The 22,502-nt window shown below is 66.9% G+C and carries 22 protein-coding genes; 8 read left to right on the top strand and 14 right to left on the bottom strand.

The window, feature by feature from the left end; genetic code table 11:
* Position 1 precedes the first annotated feature (1 nt).
* Together ACZYZ7_RS11730 and ACZYZ7_RS11725 are read right to left on the bottom strand one after the other, a co-directional pair.
* Positions 2 to 871 (bottom strand): MlaE family ABC transporter permease, encoded by an 870-nt coding sequence (locus ACZYZ7_RS11730; RefSeq protein WP_450073041.1) that lies wholly within the window; start codon positions 869 to 871, stop codon positions 2 to 4.
* A gap of 543 nt (positions 872 to 1,414) precedes the next feature.
* A complete protein-coding gene (locus ACZYZ7_RS11725; protein WP_450073042.1) occupies positions 1,415 to 1,744 on the bottom strand; it encodes an ArsR/SmtB family transcription factor in 330 nt (109 codons plus the stop codon).
* A gap of 99 nt (positions 1,745 to 1,843) precedes the next feature.
* Here ACZYZ7_RS11725 and ACZYZ7_RS11720 point away from each other — a divergent pair, with 99 nt between their 5' ends.
* The gene (locus tag ACZYZ7_RS11720) at positions 1,844 to 3,055 is read left to right on the top strand and encodes an MFS transporter (protein ID WP_450073075.1); all 1,212 of its coding nucleotides are present in this window, start codon (positions 1,844 to 1,846) and stop codon (positions 3,053 to 3,055) included.
* A gap of 54 nt (positions 3,056 to 3,109) precedes the next feature.
* Positions 3,110 to 4,135: an NAD(P)H-dependent glycerol-3-phosphate dehydrogenase gene (locus ACZYZ7_RS11715; protein WP_135458241.1), complete on the top strand. Its 1,026-nt coding sequence runs from the start codon at positions 3,110 to 3,112 to the stop codon at positions 4,133 to 4,135.
* Between the two features lie 4 nt (positions 4,136 to 4,139).
* On the opposite strand, the gene ACZYZ7_RS11710 is transcribed toward ACZYZ7_RS11715, so the two are convergent.
* On the bottom strand, positions 4,140 to 4,709 hold the full coding sequence (locus tag ACZYZ7_RS11710) for a helix-turn-helix domain-containing protein (RefSeq protein ID WP_450073043.1): 570 nt from the start codon (positions 4,707 to 4,709) through the stop codon (positions 4,140 to 4,142).
* 153 nt (positions 4,710 to 4,862) lie between these two features.
* Here ACZYZ7_RS11710 and ACZYZ7_RS11705 point away from each other — a divergent pair, with 153 nt between their 5' ends.
* Together ACZYZ7_RS11705 and ACZYZ7_RS11700 are read left to right on the top strand one after the other, a co-directional pair.
* Complete coding sequence (locus ACZYZ7_RS11705) at positions 4,863 to 6,008, top strand: zinc-binding dehydrogenase (protein WP_450073044.1); 1,146 nt, start codon at positions 4,863 to 4,865, stop codon at positions 6,006 to 6,008.
* Between the two features lie 18 nt (positions 6,009 to 6,026).
* On the top strand, positions 6,027 to 7,466 hold the full coding sequence (locus ACZYZ7_RS11700) for an APC family permease (protein ID WP_135458247.1): 1,440 nt from the start codon (positions 6,027 to 6,029) through the stop codon (positions 7,464 to 7,466).
* 17 nt (positions 7,467 to 7,483) lie between these two features.
* On the opposite strand, the gene ACZYZ7_RS11695 is transcribed toward ACZYZ7_RS11700, so the two are convergent.
* From ACZYZ7_RS11695 to ACZYZ7_RS11680, 4 genes are all read right to left on the bottom strand, one after another.
* Complete coding sequence (locus ACZYZ7_RS11695; protein ID WP_135458249.1) at positions 7,484 to 7,999, bottom strand: hypothetical protein; 516 nt, start codon at positions 7,997 to 7,999, stop codon at positions 7,484 to 7,486.
* Between the two features lie 50 nt (positions 8,000 to 8,049).
* Positions 8,050 to 8,370 (bottom strand): hypothetical protein, encoded by a 321-nt coding sequence (locus ACZYZ7_RS11690; RefSeq protein ID WP_135458251.1) that lies wholly within the window; start codon positions 8,368 to 8,370, stop codon positions 8,050 to 8,052.
* Positions 8,371 to 8,489: 119 nt separating this feature from the next.
* Positions 8,490 to 10,007 carry a sensor histidine kinase gene (locus tag ACZYZ7_RS11685; protein WP_135458253.1) on the bottom strand — a complete coding sequence of 506 codons (1,518 nt, stop codon included), beginning with the start codon at positions 10,005 to 10,007 and terminating at the stop codon, positions 8,490 to 8,492.
* 7 nt (positions 10,008 to 10,014) lie between these two features.
* Complete coding sequence (locus tag ACZYZ7_RS11680) at positions 10,015 to 10,788, bottom strand: response regulator transcription factor (RefSeq protein ID WP_135458254.1); 774 nt, start codon at positions 10,786 to 10,788, stop codon at positions 10,015 to 10,017.
* 478 nt (positions 10,789 to 11,266) lie between these two features.
* On the opposite strand from ACZYZ7_RS11680, the gene ACZYZ7_RS11675 reads away from it, so the two are divergent.
* A complete protein-coding gene (locus ACZYZ7_RS11675; protein WP_135458256.1) occupies positions 11,267 to 13,432 on the top strand; it encodes a SulP family inorganic anion transporter in 2,166 nt (721 codons plus the stop codon).
* Positions 13,433 to 13,543: 111 nt separating this feature from the next.
* Here the strand turns inward: ACZYZ7_RS11675 and ACZYZ7_RS11670 are convergent, their stop codons facing one another.
* Entirely contained in the window at positions 13,544 to 13,912 is a 369-nt protein-coding gene (locus ACZYZ7_RS11670; RefSeq protein WP_450073046.1) for a VOC family protein, read from the bottom strand.
* Positions 13,913 to 13,974: 62 nt separating this feature from the next.
* Here ACZYZ7_RS11670 and ACZYZ7_RS11665 point away from each other — a divergent pair, with 62 nt between their 5' ends.
* Positions 13,975 to 14,427: a MarR family winged helix-turn-helix transcriptional regulator gene (locus ACZYZ7_RS11665; RefSeq protein WP_463740954.1), complete on the top strand. Its 453-nt coding sequence runs from the start codon at positions 13,975 to 13,977 to the stop codon at positions 14,425 to 14,427.
* A gap of 6 nt (positions 14,428 to 14,433) precedes the next feature.
* On the opposite strand, the gene htpX is transcribed toward ACZYZ7_RS11665, so the two are convergent.
* Entirely contained in the window at positions 14,434 to 15,309 is an 876-nt protein-coding gene (gene htpX, locus ACZYZ7_RS11660; RefSeq protein WP_135458258.1) for a zinc metalloprotease HtpX, read from the bottom strand.
* Positions 15,310 to 15,383: 74 nt separating this feature from the next.
* Positions 15,384 to 16,391: a nonaprenyl/(2E,6E)-farnesyl/geranylgeranyl diphosphat synthase gene (gene grcC1 / locus ACZYZ7_RS11655; RefSeq protein ID WP_167857981.1), complete on the bottom strand. Its 1,008-nt coding sequence runs from the start codon at positions 16,389 to 16,391 to the stop codon at positions 15,384 to 15,386.
* A 21-nt stretch (positions 16,392 to 16,412) separates the two neighbouring features.
* Here grcC1 and menJ point away from each other — a divergent pair, with 21 nt between their 5' ends.
* Positions 16,413 to 17,633 carry a menaquinone reductase gene (gene menJ / locus ACZYZ7_RS11650; protein WP_135458260.1) on the top strand — a complete coding sequence of 407 codons (1,221 nt, stop codon included), beginning with the start codon at positions 16,413 to 16,415 and terminating at the stop codon, positions 17,631 to 17,633.
* 6 nt (positions 17,634 to 17,639) lie between these two features.
* Here menJ and ACZYZ7_RS11645 read toward each other — a convergent pair whose 3' ends face one another.
* From ACZYZ7_RS11645 to ACZYZ7_RS11630, 4 genes are all read right to left on the bottom strand, one after another.
* Positions 17,640 to 18,122: a TspO/MBR family protein gene (locus ACZYZ7_RS11645; protein WP_463740953.1), complete on the bottom strand. Its 483-nt coding sequence runs from the start codon at positions 18,120 to 18,122 to the stop codon at positions 17,640 to 17,642.
* Between the two features lie 134 nt (positions 18,123 to 18,256).
* Positions 18,257 to 18,538, bottom strand: coding sequence for a pyrimidine/purine nucleoside phosphorylase (gene ppnP / locus ACZYZ7_RS11640; protein ID WP_463740952.1), 282 nt, complete (start codon positions 18,536 to 18,538; stop codon positions 18,257 to 18,259).
* A gap of 61 nt (positions 18,539 to 18,599) precedes the next feature.
* On the bottom strand, positions 18,600 to 19,541 hold the full coding sequence (locus ACZYZ7_RS11635; protein ID WP_167857982.1) for a CobW family GTP-binding protein: 942 nt from the start codon (positions 19,539 to 19,541) through the stop codon (positions 18,600 to 18,602).
* 44 nt (positions 19,542 to 19,585) lie between these two features.
* A complete protein-coding gene (locus tag ACZYZ7_RS11630; protein ID WP_463740951.1) occupies positions 19,586 to 21,370 on the bottom strand; it encodes a hydroxysqualene dehydroxylase in 1,785 nt (594 codons plus the stop codon).
* 313 nt (positions 21,371 to 21,683) lie between these two features.
* Here ACZYZ7_RS11630 and ACZYZ7_RS11625 point away from each other — a divergent pair, with 313 nt between their 5' ends.
* Positions 21,684 to 22,496 (top strand): MlaE family ABC transporter permease, encoded by an 813-nt coding sequence (locus tag ACZYZ7_RS11625; protein WP_450073051.1) that lies wholly within the window; start codon positions 21,684 to 21,686, stop codon positions 22,494 to 22,496.
* Positions 22,497 to 22,502 lie beyond the last annotated feature (6 nt).

The following is a 22,502-nucleotide window of genomic DNA, read 5'->3' as shown; positions in this document are numbered from 1 at the left end:
GTCACAGCCCGACCCGGGGGAACAACATGATGTAGAGCTGGCTGATCGCCACGTTGACCACCATCAGCAACAGAATCGATTCCACCACTGCCGCGTTCACGGAGTTCGCGACGCCGGTGGGGCCGCCTTTGGTGGACAGCCCCTTCTGACACGACACCACGGCCACGATGGCGCCGAAGATCACCGCCTTCAACAGAGCCACGATCATGTCACCGGTGGTAGCAAACGAGGCGAAGGTTGCCACGAAGCTGCCGGGGGCACCGTTCTGGAAGTAGACGTTGAACAGGAAGCTCGCCAGGAAGCCGACGAAGCACACCACCCCGGTGAGCGCGACGCCGATCATGATCGCGGCGACGAAGCGCGGCACGACCAGCCGCTGAATCACCGAGACGCCCATGACCTCCATGGCGTCGGTTTCCTCACGCATGGTCCGCGAACCCAGGTCGGCGGTGATCGCCGACCCGACCGCGGCGGCCATCAGAACGGCCGCGACCAGCGACGCGGCCTGCCGAATCACGGCCAGGCCACTGGCCGCACCGGCCAGTGACGTCGCGCCGACCTGCCCGGCCAGCAGGGCGAACTGTATGGAGAGGGTGACGCCGATCGGTAGGGCCACCAGCACGGTGGGGAGCACGGCCGTGCCGGCCATGAAGGCACCCTGGCGGACGAACTCCTGCCATTGGAAGCGGCCCGTCACCAGGTCGAGGAAGAGAATCTGAACGGTCCGGACTCCGAGCACGAACTGGTCCCCGACCGTGGTGAGCGAGGCCAGCGGATGACGCCTGGCATAGCCGGTGGCCCAGTTCTCGATGGCGTCGATTCCCCGTTCCGACTCGACCCCATCAGCCACGCTCTCGGGCGGCGCCGTCATCCTCTCTCATTAAGCAGCAGAACCAACACAGATCCATCCCTCCCCAGGCAGAGATATGGCCACCGCCGGCCGGATAACTCGCAGTGGTTGGCACCGTAGCGTCGGCGCTCATCCCCCGTCAATGTTTTGCCGAATTCTCATTCACTTAGCGAGATTGGCTCATCAATTTCCGGCAAATCCGTCGTCACCGCCGGCGCACCGCCACCGCCGCTCCCACGTGCGGGCGATCAATTGCCACTTCCCGTATCACGTGTAAATGCAGTGCATTCAGGCCAAAGTGAGCGCCATTCGCATTGACGCCGACGTAAGGGCCACACCCCGAACGGTCAGGGATTCGCGCCCCACGGACAAACTCACCACGGAATCAGTGCCCGGCATGCACGTTAACTTTGCCGATCGTGTCGAAACCGCGGAAAAAGTTGCCAGATCTTGCTGACGGGTGGCGCCCGGTACCCCTGCCGCGCCGTTGCGCCGAAGTCTACTGACTACAGGCGATGTCAGTCGGGTTTCGGAACATCTCGTGCGCGCACCGGCAGGACCCGCTCAGTGGCGGCCGGATTCCCGGTTCGCCTGCGCCACGATCGCATCCAGCAGGCCCGGCATCGCAGCGTCCACGTCCCGCGTGCGCAGCCGCTGATAGATGTGCCCCTCGCTGACCACCCGCTCGGTCAGCCCGGCGTCGCGCAAGATGTTGAAGTGGTGGGTCGCCGTCGACTTGTTGATGCCGTCATACAGCGCCGCGCATTTCACCGGCTCACCGACCTCGTGCAAACGACGCACCATCTCCAGCCGGATCGGGTCCTGGAGGGCGGCCAGCAACTGAGGCAACGCCCCGACGGGACATTGCGCCTCGACCGCCGGAGCCTCTGCCATGCGCCCTCCGCCACCGGAAAATAAGTTTGATGAACGTCAAACCGGGCGTAAGCTCAGCCAGGTTCGATGAACGTCAAACCTACCGGACGGGGCATGACGATGGCGGGGATTTCGGCGGAAGGTTCGCTCGGCCCGGACAACCAGCGTTGGGCCTACCCGCTGCTACTGATCCTCAGTGGTGTCGCCCTCGGAGTCTCGGGTCTGCCCGCGCCGCTGTACGGGATCTACGAAACCGCCTGGCACCTCACTCCGCTGGCCACCACGATCGTCTTCGCGGTCTACGCACTGGCCGCGCTGGCCGCTGTGCTCGTGTCCGGCCGCATATCCGACGTCATCGGCCGTAAGCCCGTGCTCGTGGGCGCCCTCATCGCGATGATCATCGGACTCGGCGTCTTCCTGGTGGCCGACAACATGGCCCTGCTCCTGCTGGCCCGCACCATCCACGGCGCGGCCGTCGGCTCGATCGTGGTGGTGGCCGCCGCCGCGCTGCTCGACCTGCGTCCGCACCGCGGTGTGCGCTCGGGACAGCTCAGCGGCGTCGCATTCAACATCGGCATGACCGTCGCGATCATCGGCTCCGCCGTCCTGGCGCAATACGCCCCACACCCACTGCGCACCCCCTACGCCGTGGTGGCGGTGATCTGCGTCCTGGTCGGCGTCGGCGTCCTCGCCCTGCGCGAAACCCACACCACCCGCTCCCCCGGCCCTATCCGAATCTCGAAACCTGCTGTGGCCAAGGAGATCCGGTCCGACTTCTGGTTCGCCGCACTCGGCGCGATGGCATCCTGGTCGGTGCTGGGTGTGCTGCTCTCGCTGTATCCGTCGCTGGCCGCACACCAGACCCACATCGAGAACCTGGTGTTCGGCGGCGGAGTCGTGGCCATCACCGCGTTCTCCGCAGCGATGGCCCAACTGGCCGCCACCCGCATCCCGGCACACCGCTCCGCGATCGCCGGCGACGTGGGAATGGCGATCGCCCTGGGCCTGACCGTTCCGGTGCTGCTCACCCAATCCTGGCCCCTGGTGTTCGCGGCGGCAGCAATGCTGGGCGCGACGTTCGGGCTCGGCTTCGGCGGATCGCTGCGGCACCTGTCGCACGTCGTCCCGGCCGACCAGCGCGGCGAGACCATGTCCGCGTTCTACCTGCTGGCCTATACCGCGATGGCCGTCCCGACACTGCTGGCCGGCTGGGCCGCCACCCGCTGGGACCTGGCCACCGTCTTCCCGTGGTTCGCCGCCGCGGTGGCGACGGCCTGCCTGGCCGCCGCGGGCATCGGCGCACTGAGTCGACGCGGAACCGGCACCGACTGACCCAGTTCGACAACTTGGGCTCAGCAACGGCGTCGCGGCAATACTCTGATCGCCATGGCACCAGCGCAACGCGAACCCAACGTCGTCGTCCTCGGCGGAGGATCCTGGGGCACCACCGTCGCCTCCATCTGTGCTCGGCGCGGGCCGACGCTGCAGTGGGTGCGCTCGGAGGAGACCGCCAAGGACATCAACGACAACCACCGCAACACGCGCTACCTGGGCAACGAAGTCGTACTCCCGCAAAGCCTGAAGGCCACAAACGATTTCAGCGAGGCGGCCAACTGCGCCGACGTGATCGTGATGGGCGTGCCGTCACACGGCTTCCGCGGGGTGCTCACCGAGCTGGCCCGTGAACTGCGGCCGTGGGTGCCGGTGGTCTCGCTGGTCAAGGGCCTGGAGCAGGGCACCAACCGGCGGATGAGCGAGATCGTCGACGAGGTGCTGCCCGGGCATCCGGCCGGGATCCTGGCCGGGCCCAACATCGCCCGCGAGGTCGCCGAGGGCTATGCCGCCGCCGCCGTGCTGGCCATGCCCGACCAACACCTCGCGGCGAATCTCGCACAGTTGTTCCGCACCAAGCGATTTCGCACCTACACCACCGACGACGTGATCGGGGTGGAGATGGCCGGGGCGCTCAAGAACGTCTACGCCATCGCCGTCGGCATGGGCTATTCGCTGGGCATCGGCGAGAACACCCGCGCGATGGTGATGGCCCGCGCGGTCCGGGAGATGTCCAAACTCGGCGAGGCCATGGGCGGACACCGCGACACCTTCGCGGGCCTGGCCGGCATGGGAGACCTCATCGTCACCTGCACCAGCCAGCGCAGCCGCAACCGGCACGTCGGCGAGCAACTGGGCGCGGGTAAGAAGATCGACGAGATCATCGCCTCGATGAATCAGGTCGCCGAGGGCGTCAAGGCCGCCAGCGTGATCATGGAATTCGCCGACAAGTACGGGCTCAACATGCCCATCGCCCGCGAGGTGGACCGCGTGATCAACCACGGCGCGAAGGTGGAGGACGCGTACTACGGCCTGATGGTCGAGAAGCCGGGGCACGAGGTGCACGGCTCAGGGTTCTGAGTCTTCAGGCGCCCCGCACCGCAGCGCGGAAGTCCTCGGCCCCGACCGGTGGGGCGATGGTCCAGAGCACCTCGGCCTCGCCCTCGGTCGGGTTGTGCCAGTCGTGCAGCTGGGTCGCACCGAAGGTCATGCTGTCGCCGGTGTTCAGCAATGTGGCCTGCCCCTCGACGGTGATGCTGAGCTCGCCTTTGAGCACGTAGACGAAAATCGTTGCGGCATCGAGCCGGTAGGCCCCGCCGGAGCCTCCGCCCGGCCGCATGACGGTGTGCATCACCTGCACATGGTGTTCGGACTTCGGGGTCAGCAACTCTTCCCGGACCCCGTGGCCGCCCATCTCCAGCGGCGCCCCGGCCCCGCTGCGCACCACCGGCGCCGAGGGGTACTCGAACAGGTCGCCGATGCCGATCTCCAGTGCGTCGCAGATCCGGATCAACACCGGGACCGAGACATTCGTCATCCCCCGCTCGGCCAGGCTCAGGAAACCCTTGGTCACCTCGGCCCGGGCGGCCACCTCGGTCAGGCTCAATCCGCGCTGACCACGAAATTCGCGCAGCCGTGCCCCAGCCCGCCCCATGCCGGTCTCCGTGCCGGTCTGCTGGCCGTCCCCCACTGAAGCTTCCCCTTCCTGTTGACGCACGTTCGTTTAGTGGTGTAAAACACGTTCCATCGTTTTATGGCATTGAACCCTACACGTGGCGGTGCCCCCCGAAGCACAGAAAGGCACGCGGTGTCTGCACCTGCAACCGAGCCCAACAGCGAGTCGACGCGGATTCAGGCCGCCGTACTCGACGGCAACGGATCCATCACCATCGAGCACGTCGACCTGGCCGCCCCCGGCCCCGGTGAGGTGCGGGTCAAGATCGCCGCCGCCGGCGTTTGTCACTCCGACCTGCACGTCACCACCGGAGCCTGGGACGTCCCGGCGCCGGTGGTGCTGGGACACGAAGGATCCGGCGTGGTCACCGCGGTCGGTGCCGGCGTCGACGACCTCGAACCCGGCGACCATGTGGTGCTCAGCTGGGTGCCCGGCTGCGGCGAATGCCGCGCCTGCCTGGCCGGCCGACCGGCCCAATGCGCGCTGGTCGCGTCGGTCGTGGCCACCGGCGGCACCCTGTACGACGGAACCACCCGGCTGTCCAACGAACGCGGCCAGATCCACCACTACCTCGGGGTGTCCTCCTACGCCGAGCAGGTCGTGGTTCCCCGCAGCGGCGCGGTCAAGGTCCGCAAGGACGCGCCCCTGGAAGACATCGCGATCGTGGGCTGTGCGATCGCCACCGGAGTGGGCGCGGTGCGCAATACCGCCGGCGTACAACCCGATTCGACCGTCGCGGTGATCGGCTGCGGCGGGGTCGGCCTGGCCTGCGTGCAGGGCGCCCGACTGGCCGGCGCCTCACGCATCGTGGCGGTCGACGTCGTCGCCGAAAAGCTCGACCTGGCACGCAAACTCGGAGCCACCGACACCGTCGACGCCTCGGCGGTCGAGGACGTGGTGACCGCCCTGCGTGAGGCGGTGCCCGACGGATACGACTACATCTTCGACGCCATCGGCAAGATCGCCACCACCGAACAGGCCATCGCCGCGCTGGGCCTCGGCGGGGCCGCCGTCATCGTCGGCCTGCCACCGGCCGGCGAACGCGCCAGCTTCGACCCGCTCGCGCTGGCCGAGGCCGATCAACGGATACTGGGCTCCAATTACGGCTCGGCGGTGCCCGAGCGGGACATCCCGCAATTGGTCGACGAGGTGATGGCGGGCAACCTCGACCTGGCCTCGATGATCTCCGCCCGGCGGCCACTGGCCGAAGCCGCGGCCGCCCTCGATGATCTGGCCGCCGGCCACGCACTGCGCCAACTACTCGTCCCGAACGCCTGAGAAGAATCGAGATCCCAAGTGACTGAAGATCTTCAGACCCGGGCCGAGACCCCGAACGGGGATGCCGGCCTGCGCCGCGGAGTGATGGGTGGCGGCGAACTCGCCGCACAGGCCATCGCCAACATCGCGCCCAGCGCCGTCATCGCGTTCACCGCTGCCGCCATCTACACCACGGCCAGTAACGGCACCTGGATCTCGTTCGCGCTGGCCACCGTGGTCATACTCGCGGTGGGGTACTGCATCTCGCAGTTCGCCAAGCGCCGTTCGAGCGCGGGCTCGTTGTACAGCTATGCCGCGACCGCTCTGGGACCGTTCGGCGCCTACCTGACCGGCGTCAGCCTGATCATCGGATGCTTCGGTATCGCCGCAGGCTCACTGAGCGGCTCGGTGGCCTACACCGCCACCCTGCTCAACCAACTCGGCATTCCGGTCCACGGGGTGGCCGCACAGATCGTGCTCGCCGCCGTTCTCGGCGCACTGGCCACGTTGTTCACCATCCGCGGCATCCGCCTCTCCGCACGGGTTTCCCTTGTGCTCGAATTGGTTTCGGTGTCCATCATCACCCTGCTGCTGGTCTTCACCCTGGTGCACCTGGGAGCGGACGCCTTCGACGCCGACCAGTTCGACCTGAGCGGCGCCAAGCCGTCGGGAATCGCGGTGGGCATGGTGCTGGCGATCCTGGGCTTCGTCGGATTCTCCAGCGCCGACGCCCTGGCCCGGGAGGCCAAAGATCCCTACCGCGCGGTGCCGCGGGCAATCATGTGGAGCGCCGCCGGCGTGGGTGTGCTGTACGTCTTCGCCGCCTACACCCAGGTGGCCGCGCTGGGACCCGACCTCGGTGAATCCGCTCAGCCGCTCAACGATCTCGCGACCCTGGTCGGCATGCCGGGCTGGTTCAACCCGATCCTCAACTTCGGTATCGCCGCATCGTTCTTCGCCGTGGTGGTCGCACCGATGAACGTCATCGGCCGCATCCTGTACGTGATGGGCAAAGAGGGTGTGGTGCCGTCGGCGATCGGCCGGACCCACCCGACGCACCTGACCCCGCACCGCGCCCTGATCTCGGTCAGCCCACTGGTGATCGCGGTGCCCGTGGTCCTGTACCTGGGCGGCGTCGATGCGATGGACGTGGTGACCTGGGTGGACACCTATGGGACCTACGGTTACATGGTGGCGTACGCCGCCGCTGCGATCGCGGCCGTCGTCTTCCTGCGCAGCATCAAGGTCCGCGTCCCGCTGGTCTGGCCGGCCGCCGCGCTGGCCATCGGATCAATGGCATATGTGTTCTACGCCAACGTGTATCCGGTGCCGGCCTACCCGCTCAATGTGATCCCGTGGCTGTTCCTGGCCACGGTTGCCGCCGCGCTGGCCTGGTACTGGATTCTGAGCCGCCGGTCACCGGAAGTGATCGCGAAGATCGGCACCAGCGACATGGAGACGCTCGAAGGAATCGGCTGACTCAGCCGATGGCGGTCTCAGCCGATGGTGAAGGTGGGCTTGAAGTCCGATTCCTGCTTACCGATGACGAAGCTGCCCGCCGGGCTGATCACGAAGCCGGACTGATTGCGTCCATCGATGCAGGAGGTCGTCACGCCGTCGGTGCCGCAGCTGATCGTCTGGTAGCTGATCCGCGAGTTCGGCGGCAACGGCTTGGGGTTCTCGACGACGCCGAACACCGGCGCCGGCGAGCTGGCGAACCCGGGCACCCCGGGCCCGCCGCTGACCAGATTGGCCCCGTTGGGTGCGGCCGGGATCGGTCCGCTGCAGCCGTAGGTGCCGGAGCGCTGTAGTACGCAGGTGATGCCGTCCGGGATGCCGAACGCGTACCAGTTGTTGTCCATCACCGCGTACTCGGAGGTCTTGACCGGCGCGTACGCGTTGACGTTGGGGACGGCGGGAGCCGGCGCCGGTTCCGCGGCCGCCACCGGCGGCACGCTCATCACTGCCGCCCCCGCGGCGCTCACCAGGCCAATCACCACTCTGCTCAGCACGCCGTCACCCTAACCCGGGGCGATAGTGCGGTCCACCGCTCCGGGTTCGGCTACTTGCCCTGGCCGCAAGCGAGGTCGACGTACACCGTGGTGTAGCGGACCCGCTCCTCGGTGTTGCCCCGAGGCGCCGCCTTGAGTTCGGTGATGTCACGACCCGGACGGACCGCCTTGACGTTGCAGGCATCGATCGAGCCGCTGCCGACTCGGGACAAGATGACGCGGTAGCCCTCGTCCTCCAACTGCTTGATGGTCTGCTGGGCCGATCCGGCGCCACTCGGTGCCGCCGCGGCCGGGCCGGCCAGTGCCAGCGCGCTCAGGGCCAGACCGGCCCCGACGGTGGCGACAACGGTGTTTTTGACGGTGTTCCTCATTGAACTACCTGCCTTCCTTGCTGAATTGATTTCAGCCTATTCAGGTAATTCACCCGCGTCCATCAACTCATATTGAACACATACGAATGAGCGCATATGAATTGCCGGGCATTGAATATTCAGGCGGAATTCATATTTTTCAGGTGCCCGGCAGCGTCCGGAGCGGACTCGCCGGCCAGCGGGATACGCACAGTAAACACCGTCTCACCTGGCTTCGAGGCGACGGCCACGGTGCCCTGGTGGGCCTCGATGATCGACGCCACGATGGCCAGGCCCAGCCCGGTGCTACCCAATTCTCGCGACCGCGATTTATCGGCTCTGACGAATCTGCCGAAGAGATTCGGCAACAATTCCGCATCAATTCCCGGCCCGTCGTCGGTAACGGTCAATTCCGCGAATTCATCGGTCTCGGTCAATGCAATGGTGACCGTCACACCGGGCGGCGTGTGCACCCGGGCATTTGTCAACAAATTGCTGACCACTTGGTGCAGCCGGGCCAAATCGCCGCGCACCCATAACGGATCGTCGGGCAGTTCGGCCACCCAGTGATGTTCGGGTGCGCCCACCGCCACGTCGTTGACCGCGTCGACCACCAGATCGCTCAGGTCGATGTCATCGGTCTCCAGGTCCTGGCCCTCACTGAGCCGGGACAACAACAGCAGGTCGCTGACCAGCCCGGTCATCCGGCGCGCCTCGGCCTCGATGCGGGCCAGCGCGTATTCGGTGGTCGGCGGCAGGTTCGCGCTGTCCTGCCGGGTGAGCTCGGCATAACCCTGGATCGCCGCCAGCGGGGTGCGCAGCTCATGGCTGGCATCGGTGAGGAACTGCCGCGTGCGCCGATCGGAAGCCGCCAACTCGGCCAGCGCACTGTCGACGTTGGACAGCAGCTGGTTGAGTGTTTCGCCGACGATGCCGACCTCGTTGTCCGGATCGGTGTCCTTGTCACGCACCCGCGCCGTGATGCGGTGATCGCCGGCGTCCAACCGCAGTGTCGCCACCTTGGCGGCGGTGGCCGCGACCCGGCGCAACGGCCGCAGCGCGATACGCACCACCGCGACCGTGCCCAATGCCGTGGCGATCAGCGCGACGACGATCATCACCGCGACAGTCACCGTCTTGCGCGCGATCACCAGGTTCGCGCTCTCCATGGACACCCCGGACACCAGCACATCGCCGTTGCCCGCAGGCTGGCTGGCCAGCCGATACGAGCCGAGCACCGGCAGCTTCACCGTGCGCGGGTGCTCGTCTGTCCAGGCGTACTGGTCGAGGGCGCGAGTCACCGAGACCGGGGCGGGGTGTGGCTCACCGTCGGAGAACACCGCCGACTGGATCACCTCGCCGTCGTGCAGCACCGCGATCAGGTTGCCGGGCGCCTGTCCGACGAACGCGGTGAGCGCCTCGGCATCCGCGGTGAGCACGTGCCCGGTCTGGCCTTCGCGCCACTTCTCATAGGAGTGGCTGAACGCCGCCAACGACCGCGTCACCTCGGCATCGCTCATCGTCGACACATAGGTGTGCAGGCTGTACACCGACAACGCGCCGACCGCGGCCAGCGCCACCGTGACGATCGCACTGACACCCAGCACCAATTGGCGGCGTAGCGAGCGCGGCCACCACCACTTGGTTTTGGGCGGCATCAGCGGGTCACGACGCGGGCCGCAGCATGTAACCCACCCCGCGCACGGTGTGGATCATCGGCTCGCGGTCGGTGTCGACCTTCTTGCGCAGGTAGGAGATGTAGAGGTCCACGATGCTGGACTTCCCGCCGAAGCCGTAGTTCCACACCCGGTCGAGGATCTCGGCGCGGCTCAGCGCCCGGCGCGGGTTGCGCATCAGGTAACGCAACAGCTCGAACTCCGTCACGGTGAGGTTGATCGGCTCACCGGCACGGGTGACCTCGCGGCTGGCGCCGTCGAGCACCATGTCGCCGACCTTCAGGGTTTCGTCGGCCGGCGGTGTGGTGTGGCTGGACCGGCGCAACAGCCCGCGCAGCCGGGCCACCAGCTCCTCGAGGCTGAACGGCTTGGTCATGTAGTCGTCGGCCCCCGCGGTCAGACCGGACACCCGGTCCAGCACCGAATCCCTGGCCGTCAGAAACAGCGTCGGCGTGTAGCCGTCGGCCTCACGCATCCGCTGCAGGATCTGCAGCCCGTCGATATCCGGCAGCATGATGTCCAAGACCACCACATCCGGTTCGATCTCGTCGAACTTTGCTACCGCGTCATGGCCGTTATGGGCCACTTCGACTTCCCAGCCCTCATAGTGCAGGGCCATCTTGACCAGGTTGGTCAGCGCCGGCTCGTCATCGACCAGCAACACCCGGATAGCTGATCCGTCGGCGCGGTGGATCTTCGGCAACTGTCCGAGGATGGCCTGGCGGGGTTGCTGGGCTCGGGGGGATACGGACATCGTCGTCATATTTCCATTGTGCGGAGTACACAGAGTGTTGTCACGGAGTTCATATGGAGTTCTAAGGGAATGCTGTTTCTATGATTCCTCTATGACCGTCGTCACGTTCGTGACCAGTGGTGATCTAGATCAAACGCATTGCGATACATACAGTTTCAAACGAGTAGGTGAACAATTGGTGCCGCCTGCAACCATTTGTTGAATGGTTTGCCCTGCGCACCAGGCATATTCGCGCGGCTCGATACTCCGCCGAAACATTTGGGTTCTCTATGCATGGCCCAAACTTCCTTGCACGCGCTCACAGCGATAAATACTCTCGCCCACAGTAATTGGGTGTTGCCGAGCTACAACTGAGCCATAAGTCGACTTGTGTCGCACTGTGCTCCAACACCTTTCGAAGTTGTTTACCGACAACGACGTCAATAACTTTGTGCGGGTCCGCAACGAGGCGGGTCCGCGCATCACCAACTCCAGACGGAGGCGCACCATGCAGCAAACCACCCAACTCGCCGAACGGGCCCGGGCCGTTCTGCGGTACGACGTACCCGCCTCCCTGGTGGTCTTCCTGGTCGCCCTGCCGTTGTCGTTGGGTATCGCCGTTGCCTCCGGCGCTCCGGTACTGGCCGGCATCATCGCCGCCATCGTCGGCGGCATCATCGCCGGAGCCCTGGGCGGATCGCCGCTTCAGGTCAGCGGGCCCGCGGCCGGGCTGACAGTCGTGGTGGCCGGACTGATCTCACAGTTCGGCTGGGCGGTCACCTGCGCCATCACGGTGTGCGCGGGCGTGCTGCAGGTGCTGTTCGGCCTGAGCCGGGTGGCGCGCGCCGCACTGGCAATCTCCCCCGTCGTCGTGCACGCGATGCTGGCCGGCATCGGCATCACCATCGCGCTGCAGCAGATCCACGTGCTGCTCGGCGGCAGCTCCAACAGCTCGGCCTGGGCCAACGTCGCAGAACTGCCAGGTCAGCTGGTCAACGCCCACGGTCACGGCGTCATCCTGGGCGCACTGGTGATCGCGATCCTGGTGGCGTGGCGCTGGGCACCGGCAGCGGTGAAGAAGGTGCCCGGCCCGCTGGTGGCCATCGTCGGCGTCACCGCGCTGTCGCTGCTGGCCCCGTTCAGTGACGTCACCCGCATCCAGATCAACGGCTCGCTGCTGGACGCGCTGGCCCTGCCCAGCCTGCCCGACGGCAACTGGAGCGCGTTCGCCGCCGGTGTGCTCACCGTCGCACTGATCGCCAGTGTCGAGAGCCTGCTGTCGGCGGTTTCGGTGGACCGTATGCACACCGGCCCGCGCACCAACTTCGACCGCGAGATGATCGGCCAGGGCGCCGCCAACATCGCTTCCGGCGCCATCGGCGGGCTGCCCGTCACCGGTGTGATCGTGCGCAGCTCCACCAACGTCGCGGCCGGAGCCCGTACCCGGGCCGCGGCAATCCTGCACGGCGTGTGGATCCTGGCGTTCGCCGTGCCGTTCGCCGGCCTGGCCCAGATGATCCCGACCGCCGCCCTGGCCGGCCTGCTGATCGTCATCGGCTGCCAGTTGGTCAAGCGTGCGCACATCGAAACAGCCCGGCGCACAGGTGATCTCGCGGTGTACGCGGTGACCGTGGTCGGCGTGGTGTTCCTCAACCTGCTCGAAGGCGTGCTGATCGGACTGGCACTGGCGGTCGCACTGACCGTGTGGCGGGTGGTGCGTACCAACATCGTCGCCGAGCCCACCGGTAAGGACACCTGGCGGGTCGCGATCGAGGGCTCCTGCACGTTCCTGTCCCTGCCGACGCTGACCAGTGCGCTGGCGCAGGTGCCGTCGGGTACGGCGGTGACCGTCGAGCTGTCGGTCGACTTCATCGACCACGCCGCCCACGAGACCATCGAAGAATGGCAGCGCCAGCACGTGGCCACCGGTGGCACGGTCGACATCCACGACGTCGGTGTGGTCGAGATGGGTAGCGCCGTCACCGGCCCACCGATGCGGGGCTTCACACCGTTCGACAAGCGCTCCGGCGTGGTGCCGTGGAGTTCCTGGCAGCGCGAGGAGTCGGCTTCGGTACTCCACGGCCTGGCCGCCTACCACCGTCGCACCGCCCCGATGCTGCGCCCGCACATGCAGGAACTGGCGCATGCGCAGCGGCCCGAGACGCTGTTCCTCACGTGCGCCGATTCGCGGGTGGTGCCCAACGTCATCACCAGCAGCGGTCCGGGAGACCTGTTCACGGTGCGCAACGTCGGCAACATGGTGCCGGCCGGCCAGGCCGACGCCTCGATCGAAGCGGCCATCGCGTTCGCGGTGGACAAGCTCAACGTCTCCTCGATCGTGGTGTGCGGGCATTCCAGCTGCGGCGCGATGACCGCGATGATGGGCAAGACCGACGCGGGCGACAAGCACCTGGAATCCTGGCTGGCCCATGGCAATCCATCCGTCGACGCATTCGATGAGGGTCGTCACCCGGTGGCGCTGTCGGCGGCCGAGGCAGGCTTCGGAACGGTGGATCAGCTGTCGATGGTCAACATCGCAGTCCAGGTGCAGACCCTGCAGGCACACCCATTGGCGCGACGGGTCAACGTGATCGGCCTGTTCTACGACATCGCCAGCGCCGGCGTGCTGCGGGTGACGCCCACGCACGTCGAGACCCTCGCCGACGCCGCGTAGGTTCTCTCCCCGCACGGCTTGCACCGCGAGCGTGCATGTCTGGTGCCCGACACACTGTGTCTCGGCAGCAGTTCACGCACGCTCGCGGTGTCTTGTCAGTCCTCCAGTTGATCAGGCGCGGTCGTGGAGAGTGACCTGATAGCCGTCAGGGTCGGCGAAGGTGAACGTCCGACCGAAGGGTCCGTCGATCGGCGCGGAGACGATGGTGTGCCCGTCGGTGACGAGAGCATCGTGAATGGCCTGAACGTCCGTGGCGTGCAGCCAGATCGCGGCCCCGATGCCGGGCTGAGCAACAGAGGCAAGGCCGGTTCCGGGAAGGACCTCCCGGAGTGCGAACGCGATCGGCTCGGTCTCGAAGACAACAGCGTGCGGAGGTCCCGCCTGCGAGCGGACGAGGCCGAGATACCGCTCGTAGAACGCCTGCGAAGCTTCGAGGTCGCGCGCTTGGAGAGAGATGAAGTCGGGGCCGGTGGCGGGCATGACGATGCTCCTTCGTTCGTGTCAGTTTTCTGACACGAACGAAGCTATGTCAGAATGCTGACATGAGTCAAGACGGCGTCGACCTCCAGACGTCACTGGGTTATCTGCTGAAAGAGGCGTCCAGTGTCCTGCGCGCAGCCATGGAGGAGGCGCTGCGGCCGCTCGGGATGAACGTGACGCGCTACGCCTGCCTCGAGCTGCTGGCTCAACGACCGGGCTTGTCGAACTCCGAGCTCGCCCGGGGCGCCTTCGTGACTCGGCAGTCGATGAACGTGCTGCTCCAGGCCCTCGAAAGAGAGGGCTACGTGACCAGGCCCGCGGAAGCGCCCGTCGGGAAGGTTCTCCCCACCCGGCTCACCGCGCGCGGACGGCGCAGCCTCGCCAAGGCGACCGTGGCGGTTCGGTCCGTCGAGGTCAGAATGCTGGCCGGCATGACCGAGACCGAGCAGTCAGACGCGTTCCGGGCCCTGCAGAGCATGATCCGGTGCCTGCGCGACGGCGACGACGGTACGTAGCGCGAATCAGTAGTGGCCCGGGCCGCGGCCGGCCATGTCCTCCAGGCGGCGGATCCGGTCGTCGATCGGCGGGTGCGTCGAGAACAGCTTGCCGATGCGCTCGCCGGCCCGGAACGGGCTGGCGATCATCAGATGCGCCTGGTCGGCCAACTGGGGCTGCGGGGGCAGCGGCGCCGCCTCGACCCCACCGGAGATCTTGCGCAGCGCCGAGGCCAATGCCAGTGGGTCACCGGTCAATTCGGCACCGGACTGATCGGCCTGATACTCACGCGAACGCGACACCGCCAGCCTCACCACGGTGGCCGCGATGGGACCCAGCAGCGAAACCAGAAGCATGGCAAGCGGATTGGTGCCCTCACGGTTGCCGCCGAACATTCCCGCGAACATGGCCATGTTGGCCAGGGCGGTGATCACCGACGCCATCGCGCCCGCCACACACGAGATCAGGATGTCGCGGTTGTAGACGTGCGAAAGCTCATGGCCCAGAACCGCACGTAGTTCACGCTCGTTGAGGAGCTGCAGAATGCCGGTGGTACAGCACACCGCGGCATTGCGCGGATTCCGTCCGGTGGCGAACGCATTCGGGTTCGCGGTGTCGGAGATGTACAGGCGCGGCATCGGTTGATGCGCCGTGGTGGCCAACTCCCGCACAATCCGGTAGATCTCGGGCGCCTGTACCTCGGTGATCGGCTGGGCGTGCATGGCGCGCAGCGCCATCTTGTCGCTGTTGAAGTACACGTAGGCGTTCATGCCGACGGCGAACAGCACGGCCAGGTACATCACGTTGCGGCCGAACAACGAACCGACGAACACGATAAATGCCGACATTCCGACCAGCAGGAAGAATGTCTTGATCCGGTTCGCGTGCGGGTTCCACGTCATCGCAGTTTCCTCCTAGGCAACTACTCGGCAACCATCGCTGATTAAACGCTCAGTTACCGCCCGTGGTTCCGGAATCAGCCGTGACGATTGACCGTGTAGTCCACGAGAGTGGCCAGTGCGTCCCGCCCCGGCCCGGCCGGAAGGTCTGCCAACACGTCGCGAGCCTGCGCCGCGTACTCGGCCACGGTCTCCTTGGCGCGTGCCATACCGGTCGACCGCCGCAGCAGCGTCAGCGCCTCGGCGACGTCCTCATCGCGCTCGACCGGGCCGGCCAGCAACTCACGCAACCGGTCCGAGTCCGGGCCCGAGTCGCGCAGCGCGTAGAGCACCGGCAGGGTGTGCACGCCCTCACGCAGGTCAGTGCCCGGGACCTTGCCCGATTCGTCGGGATCGCTGTCGATGTCGATGATGTCGTCGGAGATCTGGAAGGCGGTGCCCACGATGCCGCCCAACCGGTGGAGCCGGTCGATCTGGTCGGCGTCGGCCCCCGAGAACGTCGCGCCGAACCGCCCCGAGGCGGCGATCAGGCACGCGGTCTTCTCGTAGACCACCTTGAGGTAGTGGTCCACGGAGTCGACATGCTCGGCCGCGCCGCGGGTCTCGCGCATCTGACCGGTCACCAGTTGCGCGAATGTGTCAGCAATCACACGCACCGCGTCGGGTCCGAGCAGTGAAACCAGCCGCGAGGCCGTGGCGAACAGGTAGTCGCCGGCCAGGATGGCGATGTTGTTACCCCAGCGGGCGTTTGCGCTGGGCGCCCCGCGTCGCATCTGGGCCTCGTCCATCACGTCGTCGTGATACAGCGTGGCCAGGTGCACCAGCTCGATCACCGCAGCCGCGATCGCGACCTCGGGATCGTCGGGCCGGGGGCCCAGGGACGCCGAGAGCACGGTGAACAGCGGGCGGAACCGTTTTCCGCCGGCCTGGAACAGGTGCTGGACTGCCTCGGCCATGAGCTCATCGGCTTTGCCGAGCTCATCAGACATCAGTTGTTCGATCCTGGCGACGCTGTCCCGGACGTCGGCGGCGAACGCCGCGTCCCCGAAATCAACGCCTGCCACCACAGTCGCTGGTGTCCTCATTCGTCCAACATACTGGGAGCAATGGATATCAAGGCAGACGTGGTCGTCGTCGGCGCGGGACCGGCCGGGTCGGCGGCCGCCGCATGGGCGGCTCGAGCCGGTCGCGACGTGCAGGTTGTCGACGCGGCGCAGTTCCCCCGGGACAAGTCCTGCGGCGACGGGCTGACGCCGCGGGCCGTTGCCGAGCTGGAGCGGCTCGGCATGGGCCCGTGGCTCGACACCCGGATCCGGCACCACGGCCTGCGGCTGTCGGGATTCGGCGCCGACGTCGAAGTCCCGTGGCCCGGGCCGTCGTTCCCGTCCACCGGAAGTGCGGTCCCGCGCACCGAACTCGACGACCGGATCCGCTCGGTCGCCGCCGACGACGGTGCGAAGATGCGCCTGGGCGCCAAAGTCGTTGGAGTGAATTACGACTCGCGTGGGCGGGTCGAATCCGTACAGCTCGACGATGGCGCCACGATCGGTTGCACGCACCTGATCGTGGCCGACGGGGCCCGCTCCACCCTGGGCCGCGTGCTGGGCCGCACCTGGCACAAGGAAACCGTCTACGGCACCGCGATCCGCGGCTACATCGCCTCACCGCGCGCCAACGAGCCGTGGATCACCTCGCATCTGGAGCTGCGCTCCCCCGAGGGCCAGGTGCTGCCCGGCTACGGCTGGATCTTCCCGCTGGGCAACGGTGAGGTGAACATCGGCGTGGGCGCCCTGGCGACGGCCAAACGTCCCGCCCACGCCGCGCTGCGGTCGCTGCTGTCGTACTACACCGAGCTGCGCCGCGAGGAATGGGGATTTACCGGGGAGCCGCGGGCCGCATTGTCGGCGCTGTTGCCGATGGGCGGCGCGGTGTCCGGGGTGGCCGGGCCCAACTGGATGCTGGTCGGCGATGCAGCGGCGTGCGTCAACCCGCTCAACGGCGAAGGCATCGACTACGGGCTGGAAACCGGCCGGCTGGCGGCCGAACTGCTGGGGTCCGGCGACTATTCACACGCCTGGCCCGCACTACTGCAGGACCACTACGCCCAGGGGTTCTCGATCGCCCGAAGGCTGGCCCTGCTGCTCACGCTGCCCCGGTTCCTACCGGCCTCCGGCCCGCTGGCGATCCGCTCGTCGTTCCTGATGAACATCGCCGTGCGGGTGATGGGCAACCTCGTGACCGAGGAGGACGACGACTGGGTCGCACGGGTGTGGCGCACGGCCGGGCTGGCCTCGCGTCGACTCGATCAGCGCAAACCGTTCAGCTGATCGCGATCAGTTGCGGTTGAGCATCCAGATCCGGGCGGACAGCGCCGTCGCGAATGCACACCACAGCGGATAGGGCGCCAGCGCCGCGCCCGACGCGCCCTGCGCCTGCACCGCCCGGCGGGTCAGGTCGGCGCTGCTGCCGGTCAGCACGGCGGCGGTGACTGCCGCGGCGCCGAGTTGGCGGCGGGAGAAGAACACCCATGACCATGCGGCGTTGACGGCGAGGTTGCCGGCCAATGCCACCGTGTAGGCGCGGGCCTGATCCTGATGCCCGTCGGTGCGCAGCCGGTCGATCGTGCGGGCCGACACCACCGCGATACCGGCGTACAGGATCGGCCAGACGATCGGAAAGGCTTGTCGCGGAGGCTGAAACGACGGCTTGCGCAAGGACTCGTACCAGTTCGACTGCGCAGGCCTGCTGGCCAGCCCGCCGACGAGTGCGGTGGTCAATGCCGCAGTGGCCGTCTTGGTCAAGGTGATCGGTCGCATGCCGGTGTGGTTACCCCGATCGGGTGGCGCGCACACCCACGTGCTGCTCGCCGATTTCTACACCCGGGTCGTGATTCGCGCCTTGAACAACCCTGGCGTAGAAAACGGTGACGATTGAGCAGAACGGCCTAGCGTCAGCGGTACTCGCACAGGTAGGCGGTCTCGGTCTCGACGCGCAGCTGGAACTTGCTGTCGGCGGGCACGGTGAACTGAGTGCCGGCCGCGAAGGTCTCCCAATCCTCGCGGCCGGGCAGCTTGACGGTGAGCGCACCGGAAACCACCCGCATGATCTCGAGCTGGGTGGTGCCGAACTCGTACTCGCCGACGGCCATGACGCCCACGGTCGCGGGCCCCGCCGGCGTCGTGAAGCCGATCGATGCGACGTCGCCACCGAAGTACTCGTTGACCTTGAACAATGCGGCTCCTTGAAGTCGGGTGAGCGGTCAGAATACCCGGGCGAAAAGCACCCGCCACCAGCTACACCACGTACTTGAGCACCCCGAGCATCGCGTTCTCGTCGGCCGGCTCACCAGCGCACCGCTCGAGTGCGGCCAGCACTGCCGACGTGTCCATCCCGGTGCCGATCAGCACCAACTCGGTGGCACCCGAGCGCCGCTTCTCGAAGCGCAGCGAGCTGCCGACCAGCTGCAGCAGGAAGCTCTGGGCGCCGAAGTCGACGAAACCTTTGGCGCGGTAGAGCCCAACGGGGCGATCCCGCAGAAACTCCATGAACAAGCGTGGGTTGACCGCGGCATCGGTGCGGAACTCGACGCTCTGATACTCGGGATGGTCGTGGTCATGCTGGTCGTGCAGCAGCTCGTCGAAGGACAGCTGGGCCTGCGGCGCCCGCTTCGGCGGTTCGATCAGCATCTCGGGGTCGATGCGGGCAAAGTCGGTGGGCAGCACCGGAACCCGAGGGCTGAGCTCGCGGATCCGCGCGAGTAATCCCTCGACGTCGGTGCACGAGGACGCCTTGTTGAGCACCACCAGATCGGCGACCGGCAGCCCGTGACTCAGGTCGGGTTGCAGTCCGTCGAGGACCAGGGCCAGCCCGGCATAGTGGAAGCGGGGATCGTCGACCGTGATGATGGTGCGGGCCAGGGAGGCCGGTTCGGCCACACCGCTGGCCTCCACCACGATCAGATCCAGCCGGGGTTTGACGGCGGCGAGCTTGCCCAGCATCTCGCCCACTTCTTCGCCGTCGACCACACAGCAGATGCACCCGTTGGACAGCGACGCCATCGCATCGACCTGCCCCGCCACCAGCATGGCGTCGATGTTGACCGCGCCGAAGTCGTTGACCAGTGCACCGATGCGGACGCCGCGGCTGTTGCGCAGCAGGTGGTTGAGCAGGGTGGTCTTGCCGGCGCCGAGATGCCCGGCGACCGCCAGCACGGGTACGGATCCGGTCGACGTCACCGGGCCATCGTAGGGTTATTGGGAATGGTTTTCATCTGAGCAGGTCAGGTCGGCCAGCGGGCATCGACGATGTCCAGCACGTTGGGCAGCTTGGCCCGGTACCGCGCCTTGTCGGCGGCCTTGAACGGGGCCCACCACGGCGCCTGGAACAGCTCGACGATCTTCACCTTCGGGCCCGCATAGCCCGACGCCAGCAGCACCCCGTTGGCGGCGTAGCGACCGCCTTCGTTGGCGCCCTCCATCGTCGTGACGTTCTGGTCGGTCTTGATCCACTCGCCGGCCAGGAACAGGTTGTCGATCCCGGTCGTGGCTTCCGGCCGGCGCGCCCACGACCCAGGGTCCTGAATGAACAGCGGTTCGTCGTTGCGCACATTCGGCGTGCCCGAGTCGATGATCGCCGGGTCGAGGAACCACGAGTGCAGCATCGCGTCGGTGAGCACTATGCCGGTGTCGTTGAGGTGGGCCTTGATCTGCGCCCAGGCCTCGGCCGCGATCTGCGGTGGCGTGCATTGCCGGGCGCTGAGCCCGTTGAAATTGCCCGGGGTGCTCCAGTCCGAGAGGATCGCCGACAGACAGTCTTTGACGGTCCCGTCGCCGTACGACGTCAGCGGCCGTTTCCAGAACTGTGCCTCGCTGATCGACGTGAGCCCCCAGCCGGAGTCGACGTAGTTGACGTGACCCTTGGTGACGTCGACGCGTTCCCGCAGGAAGAACATCAGGCCGTTCATCCACTCGGTGCGCAGCGCGGCCACCGAGGCCAGCTTGGGATCGGCGGCGATCACGTCGGGGGTCAACACCGCCGCCAGCTTCTCGCACGGCACGGCGGAGATGTACCAGTCGGCTACCACCGGTTGAGCCACCCCGTTGCCGTCGACCACCGTCGCCGAGGCGATGTGGCGGCCGTTGGGAGTCAGCCGGGCCAGCGCCTGCCCGAGCCGGAACGTCACTCCCAGCGACTGCAGGTGCGCCACCCAGGGGTCGATCCACTGCAGGCTGGTGGGCCCGTTGAGCACCCGGTCGAATCCCTTGTTGTCGATATCGTTGCCCAACAACAGGATCGACCACACCGAGGCCTCACCGACCAACCCGATCGAATGTGCGCTGGCGTCTTTGGATTTGGAGGCGGCAAGATTCCGGATGATGCCGTCGGCCAGATACCGGTTGCACTCCTTGCTCTTCCGGTCCGCTCCGATGTATCTCTCCCACGTCATGTTGTCCCACTGGCCGAGCTTGCGCTCGTCGCAACTGGTGACGTAGACCGCGAGCTTCTGAGCGGCGTACACCGCCTCCAGGGGCGGCAGCCGGAACAACGTCTGGAACACCGCGGCCACCGACTCGGTGAACGCCTTCGGGGTGATCGGGTTGGGCAGCGTCGGGATCGGAAACGGCAGCGGGATGGTCAGATCCGCCCGCCCCAGCCCCGAGTGCAGGTACGACGTGGCCCGGGTCAGGTTCTGCCAAACTCCGAAGGTGTTGCCGGCGAACGGGATGCGCCGCATGGTGTCGGTCACGTTGCGGTAGAAGCCCGGGAAGAACCGGAAGCCGTGTTCGGCCGGCAGCGTGCTGCCCGTCGCGCTCGGCGCCGGGATCGACCTTGCCTTGCCGCCCAGCGCTTTCCGTTCGAACACCGTGACGCGGTACCCGCGCTCGGCCAGTTCGTGCGCGGCGGTCAGGCCGGCCACCCCGGCACCGAATACCGCGACCGTGGACCCCGGCGCCGCGCGCGCGGCTCCCGGCCTGCTCAGCGCGGCCGCGGCCACCCCAGCCGTGGCCGTGCCGGCCAGAAACGACCGCCGCGAAATATGACGCTCCCCAACCCCACCCGACATACCGACACCACCTCAGTTCGGCAACCCCTGTGCGCGCTAAGTTAACGGCGATTCTCCAACGAACAGGCCCGACACGCCGACCTGAATGCAGTCCGCATTGAACCGATCGATTGATCACATCACTCGGGATTGAACCACTACAGAGGCCACACCACGGGTACTGCGACTCGAGAATGCTCATTCACTTAATTGTTGCGGCGACGTCATGAAATGTGACATGCTCCACAGACGACCGGGGGTCGAAACGGTGCTCAGCACAGCCGGTGCCACCGGCCGGCCCCGCGCATGCCACGACGAGCGCGGAAGGAACTCGATGACCTACGAGCTACCGGCGTCCAAGGGTCCCGTACGGGATGTCCTGGTCCAGGGCGGCTACGTGCTCGGCTTCTCGGTGCAGGCGCTCGTCAGCGTTGTCACCGCGGTGGTCCGCCGGCGCCTGGTGCTCGACGAGGTCGTCACCCAGACCCTGTTCATCGGCCGGGTATGCACCGGTCCCGCCCTGCTACTGATGATGCCCATCGGCGTGTTCATCGCGGTGTCGGTCGGTGAGCTGGCCGGGCGCATCGGCGCCGGGGGTTACTCGGGCGCAGTGGTGGCGTTCATCATCGTCGGCCAGGCCGCGGCCCTGGTGTGCGCGTTGATGATGGCCGGTGTGGCCGGTTCGGCGATCTGCACCGACCTGGGATCGCGCACCATCCGCGAGGAGATCGACGCGATGGAGGTCATGGGGCTGGATGTGATCGAGCGTCTCGTCGCGCCGCGTCTGGTCGCCTCCGTCATCGTGGCGCTGGCCCTGTGCTCGATCGTGACCTTCGGCGGCGTGATGGCCTGCTACCTGTATCACATCAGCGTGCAGCACCTGCCCGCCGGAACGTTCCTGGCCACCTTCAGCCAATACGGTCAGGTGTCGGATTTCGTTATGGCACTGATCAAGTCGGCGGTGTTCGGGCTGACCGCGACCCTGGTCGCCACCTTCAAGGGCCTGCACGCCAAGGGCGGGGCCGGCGGCGTGGCCAACGCGGTTAACGAGGCCGTCGTGCTGGCCTTCGCCCTGGTCTTCATCCTCAACACCACGATGTCGGCGCTGTACACCGTGGTGGTTCCGGCCGTGGGCAGTTACCGGTGACCGCGA

The sequence above is a fragment of the Mycobacterium sp. IDUB_17 genome, assembly GCF_055419465.1.
The sequence above is the reverse complement of the archived record's forward strand: the minus strand, read 5'-3'. Positions and strand labels throughout refer to the sequence as shown.

Coding starts and splice junctions, on each gene's coding strand:
- ACZYZ7_RS11730 (WP_450073041.1), bottom strand. CDS start 871: ATGACGGCGCCGCCCGAGAGCGTGGCTGATGGGGTCGAGTCGGAACGG.
- ACZYZ7_RS11725 (WP_450073042.1), bottom strand. CDS start 1,744: ATGGCAGAGGCTCCGGCGGTCGAGGCGCAATGTCCCGTCGGGGCGTTG.
- ACZYZ7_RS11720 (WP_450073075.1), top strand. CDS start 1,844: ATGGCGGGGATTTCGGCGGAAGGTTCGCTCGGCCCGGACAACCAGCGT.
- ACZYZ7_RS11715 (WP_135458241.1), top strand. CDS start 3,110: ATGGCACCAGCGCAACGCGAACCCAACGTCGTCGTCCTCGGCGGAGGA.
- ACZYZ7_RS11710 (WP_450073043.1), bottom strand. CDS start 4,709: ATGGGGCGGGCTGGGGCACGGCTGCGCGAATTTCGTGGTCAGCGCGGA.
- ACZYZ7_RS11690 (WP_135458251.1), bottom strand. CDS start 8,370: ATGAGGAACACCGTCAAAAACACCGTTGTCGCCACCGTCGGGGCCGGT.
- ACZYZ7_RS11685 (WP_135458253.1), bottom strand. CDS start 10,007: ATGCCGCCCAAAACCAAGTGGTGGTGGCCGCGCTCGCTACGCCGCCAA.
- ACZYZ7_RS11680 (WP_135458254.1), bottom strand. CDS start 10,788: ATGACGACGATGTCCGTATCCCCCCGAGCCCAGCAACCCCGCCAGGCC.
- ACZYZ7_RS11675 (WP_135458256.1), top strand. CDS start 11,267: ATGCAGCAAACCACCCAACTCGCCGAACGGGCCCGGGCCGTTCTGCGG.
- ACZYZ7_RS11670 (WP_450073046.1), bottom strand. CDS start 13,912: ATGCCCGCCACCGGCCCCGACTTCATCTCTCTCCAAGCGCGCGACCTC.
- ACZYZ7_RS11665 (WP_463740954.1), top strand. CDS start 13,975: ATGAGTCAAGACGGCGTCGACCTCCAGACGTCACTGGGTTATCTGCTG.
- htpX (WP_135458258.1), bottom strand. CDS start 15,309: ATGACGTGGAACCCGCACGCGAACCGGATCAAGACATTCTTCCTGCTG.
- grcC1 (WP_167857981.1), bottom strand. CDS start 16,391: ATGAGGACACCAGCGACTGTGGTGGCAGGCGTTGATTTCGGGGACGCG.
- menJ (WP_135458260.1), top strand. CDS start 16,413: ATGGATATCAAGGCAGACGTGGTCGTCGTCGGCGCGGGACCGGCCGGG.
- ACZYZ7_RS11645 (WP_463740953.1), bottom strand. CDS start 18,122: ATGCGACCGATCACCTTGACCAAGACGGCCACTGCGGCATTGACCACC.
- ACZYZ7_RS11630 (WP_463740951.1), bottom strand. CDS start 21,370: ATGTCGGGTGGGGTTGGGGAGCGTCATATTTCGCGGCGGTCGTTTCTG.
- ACZYZ7_RS11625 (WP_450073051.1), top strand. CDS start 21,684: ATGACCTACGAGCTACCGGCGTCCAAGGGTCCCGTACGGGATGTCCTG.